The following is a 20284-nucleotide window of genomic DNA, read 5'->3' on the forward strand; positions in this document are numbered from 1 at the left end:
ATGATATGTCACAAGAAGGATTACTATTAGTAGTTTCTGGACCATCAGGAGCAGGAAAAGGGACAGTATGCAAATCATTACTCCAAAAATGTAGTGAAATAAAATACTCAACTTCTGTTACAACAAGGAAACCCCGAAAGGGAGAAGAACATGGAGTAAATTATTTTTTCACATCTGTGGAAGAGTTTCAAGACATGATAAAAAATAACCAGCTCTTAGAATGGGCTAAGGTTTATGATAACTATTATGGAACTCCAACTGAATTTGTTATAGAGACTCTAAAATCTGGGCAAGATGTTATATTGGAGATTGATGTTGAAGGTGCAAAGCAAATATTTAAAAACTTTCCTAATGGGGTCTTTATATTTTTGTTACCACCGTCCATGGAAGAATTAGCAAGCAGAATATACAAACGTGGCACTGACTCAAAAGAGGTTATAGAAAAAAGGCTAGCCGCTGCCCAAGGTGAGATAGACCAGCTTATAAACTATAACTATGTTGTGCTAAACGATGAAGTTGAAAAAGCAACTGAAAAAATCCAATCAATCATAATTGCTGAAAAATGCAAGGTAAACCGAAATAAAGTCCTTAAGGAGGAATATTGGAAATGATATACCCATCAATTGATAAACTGTTAACTAAGGTAGACAATAAATACAGTCTAGTGGTTATAGCCGCTAGAAGATCCCGTGAACTTTTGGCAGGTAGCGAAAAACTATTGGAAAGTAGGGGTAAGAAAACAGTAGGAACCGCTCTTGAAGAGGTTATGGGTGATAAAATAACTTATAGACGCCTTGTAGAAAATAAACTTAAGTAGGGAGAATGTTATGGGGAAAAGAGGAACAGTGGTCCTAGGTGTTACAGGAGGTATTGCTGCTTATAAAGCTGCAGATTTAGTCAGTAAGCTAAAGAAGGCTGACTTTGATGTTTTTGTAATACTAACTAAACACGGGAGGGAATTTGTCACAGAAACAACTTTCCAATCCCTTTCTCAAAATCAGGTTTATATGGATATGTTCAATCTTCCACAGTGGAATACTGAGCATATTGCCCTTGCTAAAAGAGCAGAACTATTTATTGTTGCTCCAGCAACAGCTAATGTCATTGGAAAAGTTTCTACAGGGATTGCCGATGACTTACTTACAACCACAATTATGGCTACAAAAGCACCTGTTGTATTTGCTCCTGCCATGAACACCAATATGTATGAAAATCCTATAGTACAAAGAAATATCCTAGATCTTAAAGGCTTAGGGTATTGCTTTATTGAGCCTAACGCTGGAAGATTAGCCTGTGGTGATGTGGGTAAAGGAAAAATGGCAGAACCTCAACAAATACTTGATTATGTTGAGGATTTCTTTGATAAAAGTGAAAAGCCTAAACCCTTAAATGGCAAAAAAATATTAATTACTGCGGGACCCACAAGGGAAGCCATAGATCCATTTCGTTATATAACAAACTATTCCAGTGGAAAAATGGGCTACGCCTTGGCTATAGAAGCAGTAAATTTAGGCGCCCAGGTGACTTTGATAAGTGGACCTACAAATTTAGAAGTTCCTAAAAATGTAAACTACTATCCTATAACTTCTGCAACTCAGATGCACGAGAAGGTTATTGAAAAGTTCACTGACACAGATATAGTTATCATGGCTGCAGCTGTTTCTGACTACAGACCTAAGGATTACAGCAAAAATAAGCTTAAAAAGGAAACATTTAATTCCATAGAACTGGCTAAGAACACTGATATACTTATGGAACTTGGCAAAAATAAAAAAGGAAAGATTTTAGTGGGTTTTGCTGCTGAATCAATAAATCTAAAGGAATACGCTTTGGAAAAGCTGAAAAAGAAAAACCTAGACATGATAGTGGTAAATGAAATCGGTAAAGAAGAATCGGGATTTAACGCAGATACCAATAAAATCGCGATCATTGAAGATAATGGGATAATAGAGGAGTTGCCATTGTTAACAAAATCACAATGTGCCAATGAAATTCTTAAAAAAATTATTCAAAAAATACAACAAGACTGATATATCTTGTTGTATTTTTTATTGGAAGTTTATTTTTTCACATTGCAGGATTTAGGCACTTTTTTCGCTAATACTTTAATATAATATAACAAATAAAAGAAAATTCCGAATAGGAGGAATAAACATGGGTAAACAGGTAACCAAGAATGTAATGGTAAGAATGGCTATTGTTATTGGGTTAATGTTGGTAATGTTTAACCTCGTAAAATTTTTAGTCTAGGCATATTAGTTTTTTTGTAGATAAAACCATGGACATAGGTCTATGGTTTTATTTTTTTACTGTAAAAAATAAAGTGAAAATATGATATAATAAAATGATAATGAGGGGGTCTAATAATGGAAAAAGCTGCAAAAATTGTTGTAGATTGCCCGCTTAGGGATATAGATAAAACATTTGACTATATGATTCCACCCCACCTAGATGCATTTATAGAAATAGGCAGTAGGGTTATTGTTCCCTTCAATAGGCGCATGGTCCAAGGGTTTGTTGTAGACATTGAAGAAAACTATATAAACAACGAAAAATTTAAATTGAAAGAAATAGATAAGGTGCTAGAATTTCCAAGTATCTTAGATGAGAAATTGGTAAAACTGGCTAAATGGCTTTCTTTTAACTATAATTCATCGTTGTTTTCATGTATCCAAAGTATGCTGCCACGGGGAATAAAGCTTCAATTATCAGAGCAGTATTCCCTAGTAAGGTCTACCTTAGATTCGGATTTTAACGATTTTTTAAGTAAACCTAGGCAGTTAGGAGATATCTTAGATAATTTTCAATTAACTAAAGATCAAATTAATAGATACTTACTAGAAGGCTATATAAAGAAAACCCTAAATATTAAAACAGTTGTCAAGGAAAAATATTTACAAGAAATAACCCTTGATAGGGACATAGATGAAATTACAGTACCTGCTACTGCCTTGAGACAACAGCAACTTTTAGAGCTTCTTGACAATCAACAACGCCTGATTTTATCTGAACTACCAGCCCCATTAAGGGGGGCTGTTAAAGTATTTCAAGAAAAAGGTTATATTAAGTCAAAAAAGATAAAAGTTTATAGAGAGCCTGACACACTTAACCTAAATGAGGTACAGCCCAAAGAGTTAAATTGCCAGCAACAAAAAATATTTGGTCAATTAGTTGAATCTATATACGAAGAAAGTACTACTACTTTCTTACTTAAAGGCATTACCGGTAGTGGTAAGACGGAGGTCTATCTTCGTTTTGTAAAAGAGTTAATTAATAATGGGAAAGATGCTATAATCTTGGTACCAGAGATTTCTTTAACTCCTATGATGGTCAGTAGGTTTAAGGAACGGTTCGGTGATATGGTGGCTGTTCTACATTCAGGTTTAACAGAAGGACAAAAATTTGACCAATGGCTAAAGATAAAAGAGGGTAAAGTCAAGATTGCTGTTGGTGCTAGGAGTGCAGTTTTTGCTCCTTTTAAGAACTTAGGTGCCATAATAATAGACGAGGAACACGAAAGTACATATAAACAAGAGGAACAACCCAGGTATGTGACAAGAGATGTTGCCAAAAAAAGGCTTGAGCAGACCAATGGCACCCTACTTTTAGGTAGTGCTACTCCTAGTATAGAGAGTTATTATAACAGTAAAATTGGGAACTATAAGATATTAGAATTAAACGAAAGAGCTAATAATAAACCATTACCTAACATTGATATTGTAGACATGCGAGAGGAACTGATAAAGGGTAATAAAAGTATCTTTAGCCACAGTCTTCATAGCGCCATTGGTGAAACACTTGGTAAAGGGGAGCAGGTAATTTTATTTTTAAATAAAAGGGGATTCTCCGCTACAACCCTATGTAGGGAATGCGGCTTTACCTTTAAATGCCCTAACTGTGATGTTAACTTAACTTCCCATCATCAGGGTAATTTTCTAATATGTCATTATTGTAACTATTCCTTGTCTTTGCCCAATAGTTGTCCTAAATGTAGTAGTAAACACTTACGGTTTAATGGGCTGGGTACCGAAAGGCTCAAAGAAGATATACAGAAAAATTTTCCTGGGGCTAAAATTATTAGAATGGATAACGATACCATGTCTACAGCATCAAGTTATAATGAAGTTTATCAGAATTTTTTGGAAGGCAAAGCAAATGTTCTAATAGGTACACAAATGATAGCAAAGGGATTTGATTTTCCAAAAGTTACTCTGGTAGGGATAATCCTTGCAGACATGACACTAAATTTTCCAGACTATAAAAGTAGTGAGAAAACTTTTCAACTCATTACTCAAGTTGCAGGCAGGGCTGGCAGGGCAGATTACCCTGGTAGGGTAATACTACAAACATATTCCCCTGAACACTATAGCATTAGAACAAGTTCGCAATATGGTTATGAGGAGTTTTATAATGAAGAGCTAGCCATGAGAAGATCCCTAGCTTATCCACCTTTTACAAGGTTGGCGAAAATTGAAGTTGTTTCCAAAAGTGAGAACACTGGAAGAGCAGTGGTTAGAGAGATATATAATAAGCTTGAGGAGAAATTAGAAAATATACCAGAGTCTATTCAACTACTTGGACCTGTGGTTCCTGCTATACCGAGATTAAAAAACAAATTTAGGTTTATGATAATAGTAAAATTTCCACATAAAACTTCTTTTTTGAATATAATTAATCAATTAAATTTAATTAAGTTTAAAAGTGATATAATAACTAATATAAAGGTGGACATAGATCCAGCAACTTTGATGTAGGGAGGTCATTTTTTATGACAGTGAGAAAAGTGTTAAATGATAGTCATCCTCTGTTAAGAAAGAGGTCAAAGGAAGTTCAAAACATAGATGAAGAGATAATTGAGTTGTTAGACGATATGGTTGAAACAATGGATGATTATAACGGGATTGGTTTGGCTGCTCCTCAGGTAGGTGTTCTAAAAAGGGTTATAGTTGTTAAAATCTCTGAAGAATCTGAACTTATTGAGCTGATTAATCCTAAGATTGTTAAAGAAAAGGGCCAGCATAGGGATGTTGAAGGTTGTTTAAGCATTCCAGGGATTTATGGTGAAGTGACAAGGGCAACTCAAATAGTTGTAGAAGGCTTAGACAGAAATGGTAAGAGGAGAAAATTCAGAGCCTCTGAGCTTTTAGCAAGAGCCCTTCAGCATGAAATAGATCACCTCAATGGTGTACTATTTATTGATAAAGTAGAAAAATATGTAGAGAATTAGGTGATTTAAATGAGAATTATTTTTATGGGTACGCCTGATTTTGCCGTGCCAACATTAAAAAAAATACATGAAAACAAACATGAAATTGTTGCCGTTGTAACAAAACCAGATCAAAAAAGAGGCAGGGGGAAAAAAGTTACTTTTTCTCCCGTAAAAGAATTTGCTTTAGAAATTGGAGTGGATGTTTTACAGCCGGAGAAAATTAAAGGTAATACAGAGTTTATTAACAAAGTTAAAGACCTTAAGCCAGATGTCATTGTAGTTGTGGCATACGGTAAGATTCTTCCTCCTGAGATATTAAATGTGCCTCCATTTGGATGTATAAATATTCACGGCTCTTTGCTACCTGAATATCGAGGTGCAGCACCTATTCACTGGGCTTTGGTCCACGGAAAGAAGAAAACAGGTATTACTACGATGCTGATGGATTCAGGTATGGATACAGGAGATATGCTATTAAAGAAAGAGATAGAAATAGAAAACAACGACGATGTACTTTCACTACATATAAAATTATCAGAAATAGGAGCATCTCTACTCATAGATACATTAAAAATGATAGAAGAGAAGAACATTACTCCTATCAAGCAAGATGAGAATGCAGCAACTTACGCTCCCATGATATCAAAGGATATGGGTAAACTTGATTGGGGACTTCCAACCAATGAGTTATACAACCTTATTAGAGGTTTAAATCCATGGCCAGGTTGTTTTAGTTATCTAGGTGGTGAAAGGTTAAAGATACACAAAGCAGAAATCTTAGATCTAGACCAAAAACAATTACAACAACAAGAATGTATAGCTTCACCTGGAATAATAACTAACTTGACTTTTGAAGGTATAATTGTTAGTACTGGGGATGGTCAAATACTACTAAAAACTGTTCAACCACCAAGTAAACCAAAGATGGATGCATCTTCTTTTGCCAATGGTTATAAGATAAAGATAGGAGATAAATTTGAATACAATATATAAAAAACGTATATTTATCGTATTGATGATCCTAACAGTAGTTGTTTTAATGGCAACTATGCTAATTTTTTGGTTAGGGGTTAACAATGATATACTGGCAATAAAGCTTATTATTTGGTTTGTGGTGGCTTTAATAATAGCTTTTGTTTCTCTATTTTGCTTAGGGACCTTAATGTTGGTTCAAGGTATTTTTCTAAAATCTAAATTTGCCTTCTTTAACCCCGTAATCAAAGGGAGTATAAAGATGCTATACCCTCTAGTTATGATGTTTTGTAAGTTGTTGAAGTTAGATGAAATGCAAATAAAAGGTTCCTTTATTGAAATCAACAATCAACTGTTGTTAAACAATAAGGTTAAGTACTTACCTGAAGAAATACTTGTACTATTACCCCACTGTATACAAAACGCATCATGTACACATAAAATAACCCATGATATTGAGAATTGTACACAATGTGGAAAATGCCAAATAAAAGATATATTAATAATGTCAAAAAAATATAAGATCAATGTTTTAGTTGCCACGGGTGGAACCATCGCAAGGAGAAAAATTAAGGAACTAAAACCAAAGGCTGTTATGGCTGTGGCCTGTGAACGAGATTTAACCAGTGGTATCATAGACTGCGAACCACTACCTGTAATAGGAGTCATAAATATTAGACCAAATGGCCCATGTTTTAACACAGGTGTTAATTTAGATGAATTTAAAATAGGCTTAGAGAGCTTATTAAAGGAGGAGATATAATGTTTTTCTTTGATCAAGGATATATTGTTTTTGTTTTGCCTGCTATGCTGTTCGCTTTTTATGCCCAAGGAAAGGTTAAAAGTGCTTATAACAAGTACGCCCGTGTAGCCTCGAAACGTGGTTACACTGGTAAGGATGTAGCAAGAGGCCTGTTAGACAGTATGGGGCTTTATGATGTGGATGTTGAAATAACAGGTGGAAACTTAACAGACCATTATGATCCAAAGGCAAGAAAAGTAAGGCTATCAAGGGACGTGTATAACGGATCATCTTTAGCAGCCCTAAGCATAGCCGCCCACGAAACCGGTCATGCAAGACAACATGCTGAAAGCTACTTTTTCTTGACTTTTAGGAATAACTTTTTCCCACTAGCTCGAATTGGAAGCACAATGGCTATGCCTTTAGTTATAGCGGGTTTTTTCTTTGGTGGTAATTTGCTTTTGATGGATATTGGTATAGCTCTATTTAGCTTTGCCGTTATCTTCCAAATAATCACTTTGCCAGTTGAATTCAACGCTTCTACTAGAGCCATGGCAATGCTAGCGGAAGGAAACTATATCTACCCTGAAGAGGAAAGAGGCTCAAAGGCGGTACTTGATGCTGCAGCTCTGACATATGTGGCAGCTACTGCTGTGGCTTTAGCACAAATACTAAGGTTATTACTTTTAAGAAATAGTAGAAGAAATTAAGTGAGGCTTGGTAATTATGAATATTAGGAGCTACTGCCTAGAAGCACTAATAAAAGTTGATAAAGATAAAGCATTTTCGAATTTAGTAGTGAAGGAATATTTAGATAAATATTCCTTCAGCTCTGAAGACAAGGGTTATTTTACCAATGTTGTTTATGGAGTTATAACCCACAAAAAATATTTAAATTTTCTTTTGTCTAAGTATGTGAAAAGGCCACATAAACAACAATATTGGTTGAAAAACCTATTAATGATGTCAACCTACGAAATATATTTTTTAAGTACACCCCACTTCGCTATCACATCAGAAGCTGTGAATATAGCTAAAAAGCGTGGAGGTGGTGCAAAAGGAAGTTTTGTAAACGGTGTTTTACGTAGTATAATAAGGGACAAGGGTAAAGTTATTATACCTACAGATGATAATATAAAGTATTTAAGCTTAAAATACTCCTTAGAAGAATGGATGATTGAAGAATTTGAAGGAATTTTTACAGACAGTACGGAACTTGAAGAGTTTTGCGCTAGTCTAAACAACAAACTGCCGTTGACATTACGGGTTAACACCCTTAAAACAACTAAGGAGGAGCTAACTCAAACACTTACGAAGATGGGTGTAGAAGCAAATGACTCTCCTTTTGTGAAAGATGCGGTAGTTTTACAAAAACATGTACCTGTTAAAACTTTAAAGCCTTTACTTGACGAGGGGCTTTGTGTAGTACAAGATCAAGGCTCTATTTTGGTGGCTGAAATTTTAGATCCTCGTCCTGACCCTGATGAGCGTGTTTTAGATATGTGTGCGGCCCCTGGAGGGAAAAGCACACATATGGCACAGCTTATGGATAACAAAGGGATGATAACCAGCTGTGATATTCATGAACATAAGCTAAAACTCATAGAGGACTTGGCTTTAAGGTTAGGAGTATCAAATATTGAAGCTAAAAAAATAGACGGTACCCATGCTCAAGAAATCTTTGAGAAAGAATATTTTGATAAGATACTGTTAGATGCACCTTGTAGTGGATTAGGAGTAATCACTAACAAACCAGATATTAAGTGGAATAAAAGTATAGAAGATATAAGTGAGATAGCAAAAATTCAAAAGAAACTTATAAACAATGCTGCTACTCTACTTAAGCCAAATGGTGTTTTAGTTTACTCTACTTGTACTGTGACAAAACAAGAAAATGAGGATATAATTGCTAGTTTTCTTAAGGAAAATGACAAATTTAGACTGGATACACAAAGAAGACTCTACCCCCATAGGAATAACTGTCATGGATTTTATATAGCAAAATTAATAAGAGAAGGTGAATAAATGATAAATGTAGTGGGTTTAACAAGGGATCAATTAGCAGAAAAAATGGCTCCTTATGTCAGTCAGAAATTTAGGATAAAGCAAATAGAAGAGTGGATATATAAGAAACAAGTTAATAATTTCATGGAAATGACGAACTTACCCCAAAAATTACGTGAGGACTTAAGTAATAACTTCATGATTGGTGAAGCAATTATAAAAGATAAACAAGTATCTAAAGATGGTACCAAGAAGTTTTTGTTTAAGTTTAAAGACCTGAGCAGCGTGGAAACTGTACTAATGGAATATAATCACGGACTAAGCATCTGCGTATCCACACAGGTTGGGTGTAAAATGGGTTGTGTGTTCTGCAACTCAGGTTCCGAGGGATTTCAAAGAAATCTTTCATCTAGTGAAATAATTGAACAGGTTTGGCAAGTTCAAAGAATTACCAATAAGAGAATAGGAAACATTGTTCTTATGGGTATAGGAGAGCCCCTAGACAATTATGATAATGTAATGAAATTCATTAGATTTGTCAATGACGAAAGTACCTTTAATATCGGCATAAGAAATATAACTTTATCAACATCGGGTATAGTACCGGCCATTTATAAGCTTGCTGATGAAGGTTTTGGTCTTACCTTGGCATTATCTTTACATGCAGCTGAAGATGAAAAAAGACGAGAAATAATGCCTATATCTAAAAGATACACAGTTTCTGAAATCATAACAGCGTGCAAATACTATGTAGAGCAAACTGGTAGGAGAATGACTATAGAGTATACACTAATAAAGGATTTTAATGATTCAGAGAAAGATGCGTTCAATTTAGCAAAGGCCCTTTCAGGTCTTCTTTGTAATATTAATTTAATACCTGTAAATAATTCATTTAATAAGGAACTGGAAAAAAGCAGTGATAAAGTTATAGAAAAATTCCAAAAGGTATTGAGGGATATAGGTTTTACCACAACTATAAGAAGGGAATTGGGTTCGGACATTGATGCAGCTTGTGGACAATTGCGTAAGAAGAATTAAGGGATAGGAGAGGATTTGTGGTGAGAATTGCTGCCAAAACCCATACTGGTTTAGTTCGGGAAAATAATCAAGACTCTTTGTGTTACGGAGAAAGTTCCTTAGGTACATACTTAATAATTGCCGATGGTATGGGTGGTCATAATTGCGGTGAACATGCTAGTAAACTGGCAGTATCATTATTGAAGGAAAAGCTTATTAATAGTGAAATTATTCAATTGAAAACATCCATCGCCCAGGTAAACGAAGAGATTTACCAATTTAGTGAGAAAAATGAAACTTGCAAGGGTATGGGAACAACTCTAACTGTAGCTCTAGTCCGTAATGGGGTGTTAAACCTTGGACATGTGGGGGATAGCAGGGCTTATGTTCTCAGGGATAATGAACTGTGCCAGCTAACCACAGATCACTCATTTGTACAAGGACTCCTAGATAATGGGCAGATTACTCAAGAAGAGGCTGAAAATCATCCCCAAAAAAATATACTTACTCAAGCATTGGGAACATCCCCTGATGTTGAAATCCAGTCTTTGAGTCAAAAACTAGAGCCCAATGATATCATTTTATTATGTACAGATGGGTTGACCAATTTAGTAACCAACGATGAAATATCTCAGGTGCTACAGGAAAATACTGTAGAAGATTCCGCAGAAGCTCTATTAGAAAAAGCCTTGGAAAGAGGAGCCACTGATAATATAACAATGATTATAGCAATGATTGAGGAGGTGAACTGATGATAGGACGAAAACTTGCCAATAGATATCAAATAATAGAAAAAATTGGTGGTGGGGGTATGGCTTTAGTATATAAAGCTAGATGTACACTGCTAAACCGTATAGTGGCCGTAAAAGTTTTGCGTCCCCAGTTCGCCCACGATGAAGAGTTTGTTAAGAGGTTTAGAAGGGAAGCTCAAGCCTCTGCAAGCCTCTCACATCCAAACATTGTAGGAGTTTATGATGTAGGCCAAGAAAAATCAAACTATTATATTGTCATGGAATATGTTGACGGCATGACTCTTAAAGAATTCATAACAAGTAAAGGATTCATAGAGCCTCGGGAAGCCTTAGCAATTGCCAGCGAAGTTGCAGACGCACTTTCTCATGCCCATGAAAACTCCATAATTCATAGGGATATCAAACCTCATAATATATTGCTTACGCAATCCAAAAAGGTAAAGGTAACAGATTTCGGGATAGCTAAGGCCATTACATCCAACACTGTTACTGCCCAAAACACAGGGTCTATAATGGGGTCTGTTCATTATTTTTCTCCAGAACAAGCTAAAGGAAACTATACAGGTGAACAATCAGATATTTATTCTTTAGGTATAGTAATGTATGAGATGCTAACTGGGCAACTTCCTTTTGATGGGGAAAGTCCTATTTCCATTGCCATTAAACATATCCAAGAAAATGTTAAGCCCATTAGGGAAATTAAAGAGGATATTCCTGATGATATTGCAGATATTGTTGAAAAATGCCTGCAAAAAAATAAAGATAGTAGATACAATAGTGTAAATGAGCTAAATGACGATATTAGTACTTGGCTTAAATTAGGTAAAGTCGATGTTGAGTTTTCTTTAGAAGATAATTCACAACATACTCAAATATTTGGAGCAGACTCTGGTACTAGGGTCTTCAATAAAAATGATGATAAAAAAGATGAAACAACTAAACCAAAAAAAATGAAAAAACCTGCTATAATTGCAGCATTGGTTATCGGGCTATTAGCCATTGGCATACTGGGTTTTTTTGGAATAAGAAGTTTATTACATGTGCCTGACGTTACAGTGCCCAATGTTGAAGGTTTACCCCTTAGGGAAGCAATTGAAATATTAAAAGAACATGGTCTAAATTACACGTTAGCTGAAGAAGTATTTCATGCCAGCATCCCTTCGAATTATGTGGTTTATCAAAGCCCTATTCCCAATAACAAAGTCAAAAGGGGTAGAGAAATACAGCTGACACTAAGTGGTGGTCCAGAGTATGTTTCAGTACCAGAAGTATTGGGGTTAGACGAAAGGCAAGCTAGGCTTAATATCGAGCAGGTAGGCTTAGAGGTTAGTTTTGCAAATGAGCACAGTGAAAGTATCGAAGCCGGTAAAGTTACTCGCCAAACACCACTAGGTGGTAATTTACTTAAAGGGGAAACTGTTACGGTGTATATAAGCTCAGGCCCTAGACTAGTTGAGATTCCAAGGCTAGTAGGTCTTACAATTGAGCAAGCAACAGAAGCTTTAAGAAATATAAATGTATCAGTGAGATTTGTTCAATGGGAAGAGGAACAAGGGAATGCTCCTACAGGTGTTGTTGTAAGGCACTCACATCAAAATCAAACGGAGATTCAGCCGGGTACTTCCTTGGACTTAACTGTAAAACCTGTAGCTGAAAAGTCTAAAACATTAAAAGTTAATAATTCAGCTGTTCAAGAAAACTATGAACTTAAAATAATTGTCTCAACTGATTTAGGTGGTGAGAAAACTTTCTATCAAGAGATAGTTGATCCGTTAGAGGGAGATATCACCATTAATGTTAAGTATTATGGTCAAGGAGAGATCAGGGTTTATAGAGATAATAATCTTATTGAGACCGTTTCAGTTAACTAAAGGGGAGGTATTTTCATAAAAGGAATAATTGTAAAAGCATTGAGTGGCTTTTATTATGTTAAAGTTCCTAATGAGCCAGTATTTGAATGTAGAGCCAGAGGGAAATTTAAGAAAAATAATATTAAGCCTGTGGTGGGTGACTTAGTAGAAATTCAGGCCATTGGCAATGGCCAGGGGGTTATTGAAATAATACTGCCCCGAAAAAACTGTCTTGTAAGACCAAGTGTTGCAAATATAGATCAACTTATGGTGGTTTTTGCAGCTACAAGCCCTGAACCAGATTTTTTATTAATGGATAGGCTGACAGTGTTGGCAGAAAAGAACAAATTATTTGTTACAATCTGTATTACTAAAACTGACTTAGATGATAGAAATAATTTCAATAAAGTAGTTGGGAGATATTCTAACACAGACTATAATATAATTGGTCTATCAAATAAGCTAAATAGAGGGATTGAAGATATAAAAGATGTTTTAGCAGGAAAGTTATCTACCCTATCTGGACCATCTGGAGTAGGGAAATCTACACTTATTAATACCATTAACCCTAATTTTAAGCTAAATGTTGGAGATGTGAGTATTAAAACAAAAAGGGGTAAGCATACAACTACCCATTGTGAGCTTTTAGAAGTTATAGAAGATGGCTTCGTTGTAGATACTCCAGGCTTTACTTCCCTGGAGCTAGAAGGTATATCTGAGTATGAATTAGCCAAATACTTTCCTGATTTTAATAAATTTAACAATTGTCAATTTGTGTCATGTGCACATGAAAATGAAGAGCTATGCGGAGTTAAAGACGCAGTTAAATCAGGCGAACTAAGTAAAGAACGCTATAAAAATTATCTCTTGTTGTTACAAGAAGTAAGAGAAAATGGAGGAAAATATCGATGACTATTATAGCTCCATCACTTTTAGCAGCCGATATACTAAACTTAGAAGCAGATGTAAAAATGTTGGAAACAAGTGGGGCAGATTGGCTCCATATTGATGTTATGGATGGAGCATTTGTCCCTAACATAAACTTCGGGCCTGGGGTTGTAGAATCATTGAGAAAAGTGACAAACCTTACTTTGGATGTACATTTAATGATAGAAAAGCCAGAAAGATATATTGAGGACTTTTGCAAGGCTGGTGCTGACTATATTACAGTACATGCTGAGGCTACCAACCATCTAGATAGGACTTTGCAGCTTATAAAATCATATGATGTTAAGGCTGGGGTTGTACTGAACCCTGCAACTGACATTAATGTGGTTAGGTACGTGTTAGACAAGCTCGATATGATTTTATTGATGTCTGTAAACCCAGGCTTTGGTGGACAACAGTTTATTGAAGCAACTTACCAAAAGCTAGAAGATTTAACTAATATGATTAAGGGAACTAATATAAAAATTCAGGTAGATGGAGGCGTTAACTCAGACAATGCTCCTAAGCTAGTAAGAAAGGGAGCTACTGTCTTAGTTGCGGGATCATATATCCTTAAACACCAAAATCCAAAGGAAGCAATACAATTACTAAAGCGCCCTTAAGGGCGCTTTTGCATCTCTATTATTTAAGAAAATTGACAGTAAATTTCTAAAGCTAATTGTTTTTAAAAATAACCTAAAAACCATGAAATCTATTGTAAAATTTTCTCCATAGTATATAATCCCACGTTTGACACTTGATGATTAAAAAAAGCCTGTAATCCCTTGAAAATAAAGGGTTTGTAGGCTTTAATTTTTGTCAAAAAAGTGAATAATGTTTTTTACTTCTTTGTATCTTTTAGAATCTTTTTCATCTTGCTTTTTGTTACAATTTGGTAGTCTGTGCGAAAGTCAAAGGCTTCATGTAAAGCATCGGTAAAATCGGTTCTAGTATATAAGGGCTCATATCCTTCTCCCTTAATTTCTTTGAAATTCATATCTCTTAATTCACTAATAATTTCATGACAGGTAAATTCCTCTTTAAGTCGCTTTTCTAGCATTCTATAGATGACTAAAGATATAAAGCATGTGCTGAAATGTGCTTCAATACGGTCATCTTTTTTTAAGAATACAGGTCTTGCTTTGAATTCACTTTTCATAATCCTAAAGCATTCCTCGATTTCCCATCTCCTGTGATTTACCTTAATTATTTCAGGTACATCATCCTCAAGATTTGTACAAACTCCATAAAAACCATCAAAAGCTTCTTCTTTTTGGATGATAGCTTGATCAATGCTGTATATTTCTTTCTTTGCAATTTCACCATCAGGAGTATAGCTCGTTTTATGAATAAATCTTTTGTAATCGTTAGCATTACATTTCTTGATTTTTGTCGGGTTTGTATCTATAGTCTTTTGAGCACGTTCTATTTGTGAGTTGCGGATTTTGCGCTGATAATCCCTGTATTTGATCGAATAAGTTACAATCAATCTTTGTTCAAAGCCATTTTCTTTGATCCAACGTTCTTTGAAATAGACCTTTGCACTTATTTTTGCTTTATCTTCAGGAGTAGCCTTATCTATCATTTCATCGAGTTCAGAAATATCATAGTTTTTTTTGCTGCCTGGAAGTTTCCAGCCATCAGGATCAAGAGCCCATTTCTTCAGGTGTGCTTTTAATTTTTTAATAGATTGTGTGGTAATAAAAGCTCGACCATCCTTGTCGTTAAACTTTCGATTAGCTTCTGAAGCCAACCCAGCATCTGTGCACACGATAAATTTAGAAAGCTCAAAATCAGAAACGATTTTCTTTTCCAATGGTTTTAGAGTCAGTTGCTCATTCATATTCCCCCTGTTAATGCTAAAAGCCAGAGGAATGCCATCCCCGTCCATGAATAGCCCCATTTGGACTATCGGGTTTGGTCTGTGTTCTTTTGACGGACCATACTGCTTTATACCATCTCCCTGCTCTATTTCAAAAAAGTAATTGGTGCAATCATAGTAAAGAACGCCGGTATTTCTTTTGGAGACCTTCAAGCTATTTTTGTACAAGGAGGACTGGATAAAGTCTGTCTCCTTAGCAAGAATTTCAAGAGCTCTGTATATTTGATGCAAATCATATTTGGGTTGTTCTATAAACTTTTTAGAAAGCTCATATGTAGCAAGTTTTGAAGAAGGGAAGATAATTCTACCGTAAATAAGCCTGGAAAGAATCGAGTCTAAATCAAAATCAAACTTATATTTTTGTGATATTTCCATACAAATCTTGTGTAGCCCAAGATCATGATATATTTTTTGCAGGAATAGGTAACCGCCGTTAAACAAGCGTGGTTCACCTTTATCAATAAGTTTTGAGGGGGAGTACTTTACAAGAACTTCCCTTTTTTCTTCCTTTTCTTTTTTGTTAAGTTCTTCTACGTAATTTTTTGCCCATTCTATGGGATCTTGGTCGATTAATTTTTTTTCTAAATCAGCAACGGTACCGAGCTTTTCAACAACTTTAGAAGAGCGCTTTCCATTTTCGTAAATAGACTTAACCACATATAAAGATGCGGCATTTTTTGAACTAACAATTTGTAGTCTCATTTTTTTACACCACCCTTACAAACAACTACTTATATCATAACACATTGTTAAACATTGTGCACTAAAAATATGTAAAGTTTGACAAAAAAATAAGCCTATATTAAGGCTTACAAGAACTTTTCATCTATTCAACTGTCAAAGACCCGAGAAAATTGACAGTAAATTTCTAAAGCTAATTGTTTTTAAAAATAACCTAAAAACCATGAAATCTATTGTAAAATTTTCTCCATAGTATATAATTAAAGATAGAAAAAGTTAAAACATAAAGCCACTAGGGGAGCTATTTTAAATAGCTGAGAAGATGATATGATTATCTGACCCTTTGAACCTGATCTGGTTAACACCAGCGTAGGGAAGTCGGTTTAGTATATAAATATGCTAAATTAGCCGTCTTTCCCTTTTGTGGAAAAACGGTTTTTTGTTTTGACAAAATATAAAGGAGGATTTTCATGAATAGAAATCAAACAAAAATAGTTGTAGAAACGGGAATTATGCTTGCTTTAGCATTTATCCTAAGTTATTTTCGTGTGGGTAAAATGCCACAAGGGGGATCTGTATCACTTCAAATGATTCCAATTTTTTTAATTGCATTAAGGTGGGGTTTTAAACCAGGTATAATAGCAGGTGTAGCTTTTGGTTTATTGAAAATGCTTGGTCCAGATTTTTGGTTTGCTCACTATGCCCAAATATTTTTGGATTACATCTTAGCATTTGCTGTAATAGGGTTTGCAGGACTTTTTAGAAATAACTATATTGTTGGTATTATTTTAGCTGGATTTTTAAGATTTTTCTCCCACTTCCTAGCTGGGTTTATATTCTTTGCTGAATATGCTCCCGATGGAATGCATCCCGTAATTTATTCACTTGGCTATAATGCTACTTATATGATTCCTGAGATAGTTCTAGTTATTTTAATTACACCTTTAGTAGTACAGAGACTAAAAAATATGCCAGTTCAAGATACAAAATTTGAAAGTATTGTTGCATTAGCCTTTGCGGTACCCCTTTTAACACTAACTGCATTTACAGGTAGATTTGATAGTGAAATATATCAACTTATAGCACAGATAGTAACAGTTTTTGCATGGGTTGTAACACTACTACTTAGCTTGATGAAGATGACCAAAGAGCAAAACAATACTCCCTTAATAATTCTGATAAATACTCAAGTAGTAGTTATATTGGGATACCTTATTATAAACTACTTTTTGAACTAATCCATAAACTATAAGGCGCCCAACAAGGGCGCCTTATAGTTTGTGATTTTAAATCAGCCGTGAAGATAATTATTTTTAACTATCTGTGCTAAGAAAAAGTCTTTTGAATTTAGCTTTCAAATCTCTTTTAAAATCGGTGTTATAAGTGTCAGTATGTTTAAATTTAAATGGCTACAGAAACGTCGACTTATTGCTACATGCTGGGTCTTTATTTTTTTGGTTTGGTCTAATTTTTTACCTTGGTATGTTTTCTACTGTGGGTATATTTTAAACCTTAGTTTAACAGAAACATGTCTAATAGGTAAACATGCTGGGTCAAGAGCTAAACGGAAACGTCGTACTACTGCAACATGCTGGGTCTTTAAGGAGATAATTCTTACCGTAAAGCTAACTGCTAACTGCTAACTGCTAACTGCTAACTGCTAACTGCTAACTGCTAACTGCTAACTGCGAATTGCCATATGTTTAATCATTAAAATATACCCTGCATTTATACTGTTGTAAGATTGGTATCCATTTTATTGTTGAAAAAAATTATGTAGATGGTATAATTTGTATGAAAGCAAGGTGAAGAGATTATGGCCATTTTGGTATTTTTAAATGGAGAGGTTCAAGTTGATAGTAAATTAATAAATGGAGAAGTAGTTGAGAAAGTCATAGCTGTAGATGGTGGTTTAGACAAAATCCCAAGAGATTTAAAAGCTGAGCAGATTATTGGTGACTTAGATTCAGTACAGGGAAATTACCACGAAATAGATGTATTAAGATTTCCCGCGAAAAAAAGCAAAAGTGATTTCGAACTTACCCTTGAGTATTTAACAGAAAACTACCGTAACAAAAAAATAATTATATATGGACTTACTGGTGGAAGAGTTGACCATCAACTATTTAACTTTTTTGTGCTAAAGGACCATATAAGTTATAATACATATATAGCAGATACAATAACGGAAACTATTTATTTTATACCTAAGGAGATAACCATCTCAGGTCATAAAGGAAGGACATTTTCTGTTTTCCCCTTGACACCAATAAGTGTGACTATAAAAGGTGCAAGCTACCCTTTAAAGGAAAAAGAATGTGATATGTATCAATCCTTAACTCTAAGTAATATAATCAAAGATCAAACCCTTCACGTAGAGTTACATCAGGGTATGGGAGCTGTGATTATTAATAAAGACTAAATTAAATAAGATAATAGCTGCTATGCTTTCAATATTTGATATTGGCAGGTATTAAGGAAAAAATATACATAAGTTATGTGAGAGGTGTGAATAATTATGAAAATTGGTGTTATTAGTGATACCCATGGTGTAGTGACAGTATGGGACAGAGTAATAGAGGAGTTTTTTACAGATGTTGATCTGATTATTCACTGTGGTGATGTATTATATCATGGGCCAAGAAATCCTATAGTAGAAGGCTATAACCCTGCCCTTTTAGCCCAGAGAATTAATTCTTTACAAACACCTATTGTTTTTAGCAAAGGGAACTGTGATGCTGAAGTAGATCAAATGGTACTAGATCACCCTTTGCAAAACCCATATACCATACTGATTGTTCAAGGGAAAAAAATACTCTCACACCACGGCCATACACTAAATTATCAAGAAAAAGTGAAATTAGCCCAAAAATACGGGATAGATATTTTTATAACCGGTCATACCCATATACCCGAAGTCTATAAAGAAGGGTCTACAATATTCTTAAACCCTGGGTCCCCATCACTACCTAAAGGGGATGGGCCCACAATAGCCATGATATATCCAGAAGGCATTGAAATTATAGATCTATTCACAAAAGATAAAGTTCAACAATACGCCATGAAGTAACATAAATAAATAACAAAAAAGAACTTTTGTTAAGTTCTTTTTTTGTTATTTTTGCACATTTTTCGACTTTTAGAATATAATTTAGAATAGGAGGGAGGATTATGGGTAGGAGAAATAAGTTTTCCTTAAATGCTAGAAAAATTATAGGTTTAATTTTAGCAGTGGCAGGAGCTTATATCCTTATAGATATAGTGCCAAGTTACCTATGGTGGATGTTTTTGGGTTTTGGTTTATTGGTTTCAGGTTGGCTGTTATTCAACTCATGAGGGAGGGGTGACCTTGAAAATTTACGCATACAAGTTACCTAAATTTCTTAGTGCAATGGTAAAAGGGGTTATGAAGGTTTTTGGTAAAAAATAAAAAGCGCACAATTGTGCGCTTTTTATACTCTGATTAAAGAGCTCTTTGGATTTTACCAGCTTTTAGACAACGGGTACAAATGCTTACCCTTTGAGGTGTACCATCAACGATTGCTTTAACTCTTTGAAGATTAGGAGACCAGCGTCTCTTAGTTTTTATGTTAGAATGGCTCACTTGTAAGCCTGTACGGCTAACTTTTTCACAAACCACACACTTTTTAGCCATTTAGAATCCACCTCCTTTATACAACATGAATATTTTAGCATACAAATTTTTAGATGGCAAGGGATAACATTTATATTTTGTAAAATAAAGATGTTTATCATCCTTTATATTATACAAATTACATGTATAAATAGCAAGTTACATAGGAATATTAGGATTTTCTTTTATTTTTTGTATAAATGTAGTAAAATAATAGAAAGCTAGATTTTAAAACTAAGGAGGTATTATTTATGGAATTTACAACAGGGCTCGGTAATGTATCTATTCATAAAGATGTTATAGCCACCATCGCAGGCGTAGCGGCTGTTGAATGCTACGGATTAATAGGAATGTACTCTAGAAATAATGTGAAAGATGGGTTTACAGAGTTATTAGGAAGGGAAAACCTTAATAAAGGCGTTGAGATTAAAACTGTTGATGGTGAAGTTATCATAGACCTTTACATAGTTGTTAGTTACGGAACTAAAATAAATGAGGTCGCCTATAATATTATTGACAAAGTAAGATATACAGTTGAGAATATAACAGGACTAAGTGTGGGACATGTAAATGTCAATGTTCAAGGAGTAAAGGTAATTAACAGTTAGAGGAGG

The 20284-nt window shown here is 34.8% G+C and carries 21 protein-coding genes and 1 riboswitch; of the genes, 19 read left to right on the top strand and 2 right to left on the bottom strand.

Annotated elements, in window-relative coordinates; all coding sequences use genetic code 11:
- Positions 1-5 precede the first annotated feature (5 nt).
- The 14 genes from gmk (at position 6) to rpe (ending at position 14096) form a co-directional block, all read left to right on the top strand.
- Positions 6-611 (top strand): guanylate kinase, encoded by a 606-nt coding sequence (gene gmk, locus HYG86_RS16935; protein ID WP_213166730.1) that lies wholly within the window; start codon positions 6-8, stop codon positions 609-611.
- On the top strand, positions 608-817 hold the full coding sequence (gene rpoZ, locus HYG86_RS16940) for a DNA-directed RNA polymerase subunit omega (protein ID WP_213166731.1): 210 nt from the start codon (positions 608-610) through the stop codon (positions 815-817). Before gmk ends, rpoZ begins: the two co-directional genes overlap by 4 nt.
- Positions 818-827: 10 nt before the next feature.
- Positions 828-2030 (top strand): bifunctional phosphopantothenoylcysteine decarboxylase/phosphopantothenate--cysteine ligase CoaBC, encoded by a 1203-nt coding sequence (gene coaBC / locus HYG86_RS16945; protein ID WP_213166732.1) that lies wholly within the window; start codon positions 828-830, stop codon positions 2028-2030.
- Positions 2031-2366: 336 nt separating this feature from the next.
- Positions 2367-4754, top strand: a complete 2388-nt coding sequence (priA, locus tag HYG86_RS16950; protein ID WP_213166733.1) for a primosomal protein N' — start codon at positions 2367-2369, stop codon at positions 4752-4754.
- A 14-nt stretch (positions 4755-4768) separates the two neighbouring features.
- Positions 4769-5227 carry a peptide deformylase gene (gene def, locus HYG86_RS16955; protein WP_213166734.1) on the top strand — a complete coding sequence of 153 codons (459 nt, stop codon included), beginning with the start codon at positions 4769-4771 and terminating at the stop codon, positions 5225-5227.
- A gap of 9 nt (positions 5228-5236) precedes the next feature.
- Complete coding sequence (gene fmt / locus HYG86_RS16960; protein WP_213166735.1) at positions 5237-6202, top strand: methionyl-tRNA formyltransferase; 966 nt, start codon at positions 5237-5239, stop codon at positions 6200-6202.
- Entirely contained in the window at positions 6186-6944 is a 759-nt protein-coding gene (locus HYG86_RS16965; protein WP_213166736.1) for a DUF116 domain-containing protein, read from the top strand. The genes fmt and HYG86_RS16965 overlap by 17 nt, the downstream gene beginning before the upstream one ends.
- Complete coding sequence (locus HYG86_RS16970) at positions 6944-7633, top strand: zinc metallopeptidase (protein ID WP_213166737.1); 690 nt, start codon at positions 6944-6946, stop codon at positions 7631-7633. Before HYG86_RS16965 ends, HYG86_RS16970 begins: the two co-directional genes overlap by 1 nt.
- Positions 7634-7649: 16 nt before the next feature.
- Positions 7650-8948: a 16S rRNA (cytosine(967)-C(5))-methyltransferase RsmB gene (gene rsmB, locus HYG86_RS16975; protein ID WP_213166738.1), complete on the top strand. Its 1299-nt coding sequence runs from the start codon at positions 7650-7652 to the stop codon at positions 8946-8948.
- Positions 8949-9965: a dual-specificity RNA methyltransferase RlmN gene (rlmN, locus tag HYG86_RS16980; protein WP_213166739.1), complete on the top strand. Its 1017-nt coding sequence runs from the start codon at positions 8949-8951 to the stop codon at positions 9963-9965.
- Positions 9966-9982: 17 nt separating this feature from the next.
- The gene (locus HYG86_RS16985) at positions 9983-10696 is read left to right on the top strand and encodes a Stp1/IreP family PP2C-type Ser/Thr phosphatase (RefSeq protein ID WP_213166740.1); all 714 of its coding nucleotides are present in this window, start codon (positions 9983-9985) and stop codon (positions 10694-10696) included.
- Positions 10696-12567 carry a Stk1 family PASTA domain-containing Ser/Thr kinase gene (gene pknB, locus HYG86_RS16990; protein WP_213166741.1) on the top strand — a complete coding sequence of 624 codons (1872 nt, stop codon included), beginning with the start codon at positions 10696-10698 and terminating at the stop codon, positions 12565-12567. The genes HYG86_RS16985 and pknB overlap by 1 nt, the downstream gene beginning before the upstream one ends.
- Before the next feature lie 27 nt (positions 12568-12594).
- Positions 12595-13458, top strand: coding sequence for a ribosome small subunit-dependent GTPase A (gene rsgA / locus HYG86_RS16995; protein WP_281391332.1), 864 nt, complete (start codon positions 12595-12597; stop codon positions 13456-13458).
- Complete coding sequence (gene rpe / locus HYG86_RS17000) at positions 13455-14096, top strand: ribulose-phosphate 3-epimerase (RefSeq protein WP_213166743.1); 642 nt, start codon at positions 13455-13457, stop codon at positions 14094-14096. The genes rsgA and rpe overlap by 4 nt, the downstream gene beginning before the upstream one ends.
- 218 nt (positions 14097-14314) lie before the next feature.
- On the opposite strand, the gene HYG86_RS17005 is transcribed toward rpe, so the two are convergent.
- Positions 14315-16057 carry an IS1634 family transposase gene (locus tag HYG86_RS17005; protein ID WP_213165411.1) on the bottom strand — a complete coding sequence of 581 codons (1743 nt, stop codon included), beginning with the start codon at positions 16055-16057 and terminating at the stop codon, positions 14315-14317.
- A gap of 263 nt (positions 16058-16320) precedes the next feature.
- A riboswitch (TPP riboswitch) is annotated at positions 16321-16429 on the top strand.
- Between the two features lie 77 nt (positions 16430-16506).
- On the opposite strand from HYG86_RS17005, the gene thiT reads away from it, so the two are divergent.
- The 4 genes from thiT (at position 16507) to HYG86_RS17025 (ending at position 19372) form a co-directional block, all read left to right on the top strand.
- Positions 16507-17274 carry an energy-coupled thiamine transporter ThiT gene (thiT, locus tag HYG86_RS17010; protein ID WP_213166744.1) on the top strand — a complete coding sequence of 256 codons (768 nt, stop codon included), beginning with the start codon at positions 16507-16509 and terminating at the stop codon, positions 17272-17274.
- A gap of 578 nt (positions 17275-17852) precedes the next feature.
- Entirely contained in the window at positions 17853-18458 is a 606-nt protein-coding gene (locus HYG86_RS17015; protein WP_213166745.1) for a thiamine diphosphokinase, read from the top strand.
- A gap of 96 nt (positions 18459-18554) precedes the next feature.
- On the top strand, positions 18555-19106 hold the full coding sequence (yfcE, locus tag HYG86_RS17020; protein WP_213166746.1) for a phosphodiesterase: 552 nt from the start codon (positions 18555-18557) through the stop codon (positions 19104-19106).
- A gap of 101 nt (positions 19107-19207) precedes the next feature.
- Positions 19208-19372: a hypothetical protein gene (locus HYG86_RS17025; protein ID WP_213166747.1), complete on the top strand. Its 165-nt coding sequence runs from the start codon at positions 19208-19210 to the stop codon at positions 19370-19372.
- 127 nt (positions 19373-19499) lie between these two features.
- On the opposite strand, the gene rpmB is transcribed toward HYG86_RS17025, so the two are convergent.
- Complete coding sequence (rpmB, locus tag HYG86_RS17030; RefSeq protein ID WP_213166748.1) at positions 19500-19691, bottom strand: 50S ribosomal protein L28; 192 nt, start codon at positions 19689-19691, stop codon at positions 19500-19502.
- A gap of 230 nt (positions 19692-19921) precedes the next feature.
- Here rpmB and HYG86_RS17035 point away from each other — a divergent pair, with 230 nt between their 5' ends.
- On the top strand, positions 19922-20278 hold the full coding sequence (locus tag HYG86_RS17035) for an Asp23/Gls24 family envelope stress response protein (protein WP_213166749.1): 357 nt from the start codon (positions 19922-19924) through the stop codon (positions 20276-20278).
- Positions 20279-20284: the final 6 nt, after the last annotated feature.

Source organism: Alkalicella caledoniensis (assembly GCF_014467015.1).
Lineage (GTDB): Bacteria > Bacillota > Proteinivoracia > Proteinivoracales > Proteinivoracaceae > Alkalicella > Alkalicella caledoniensis.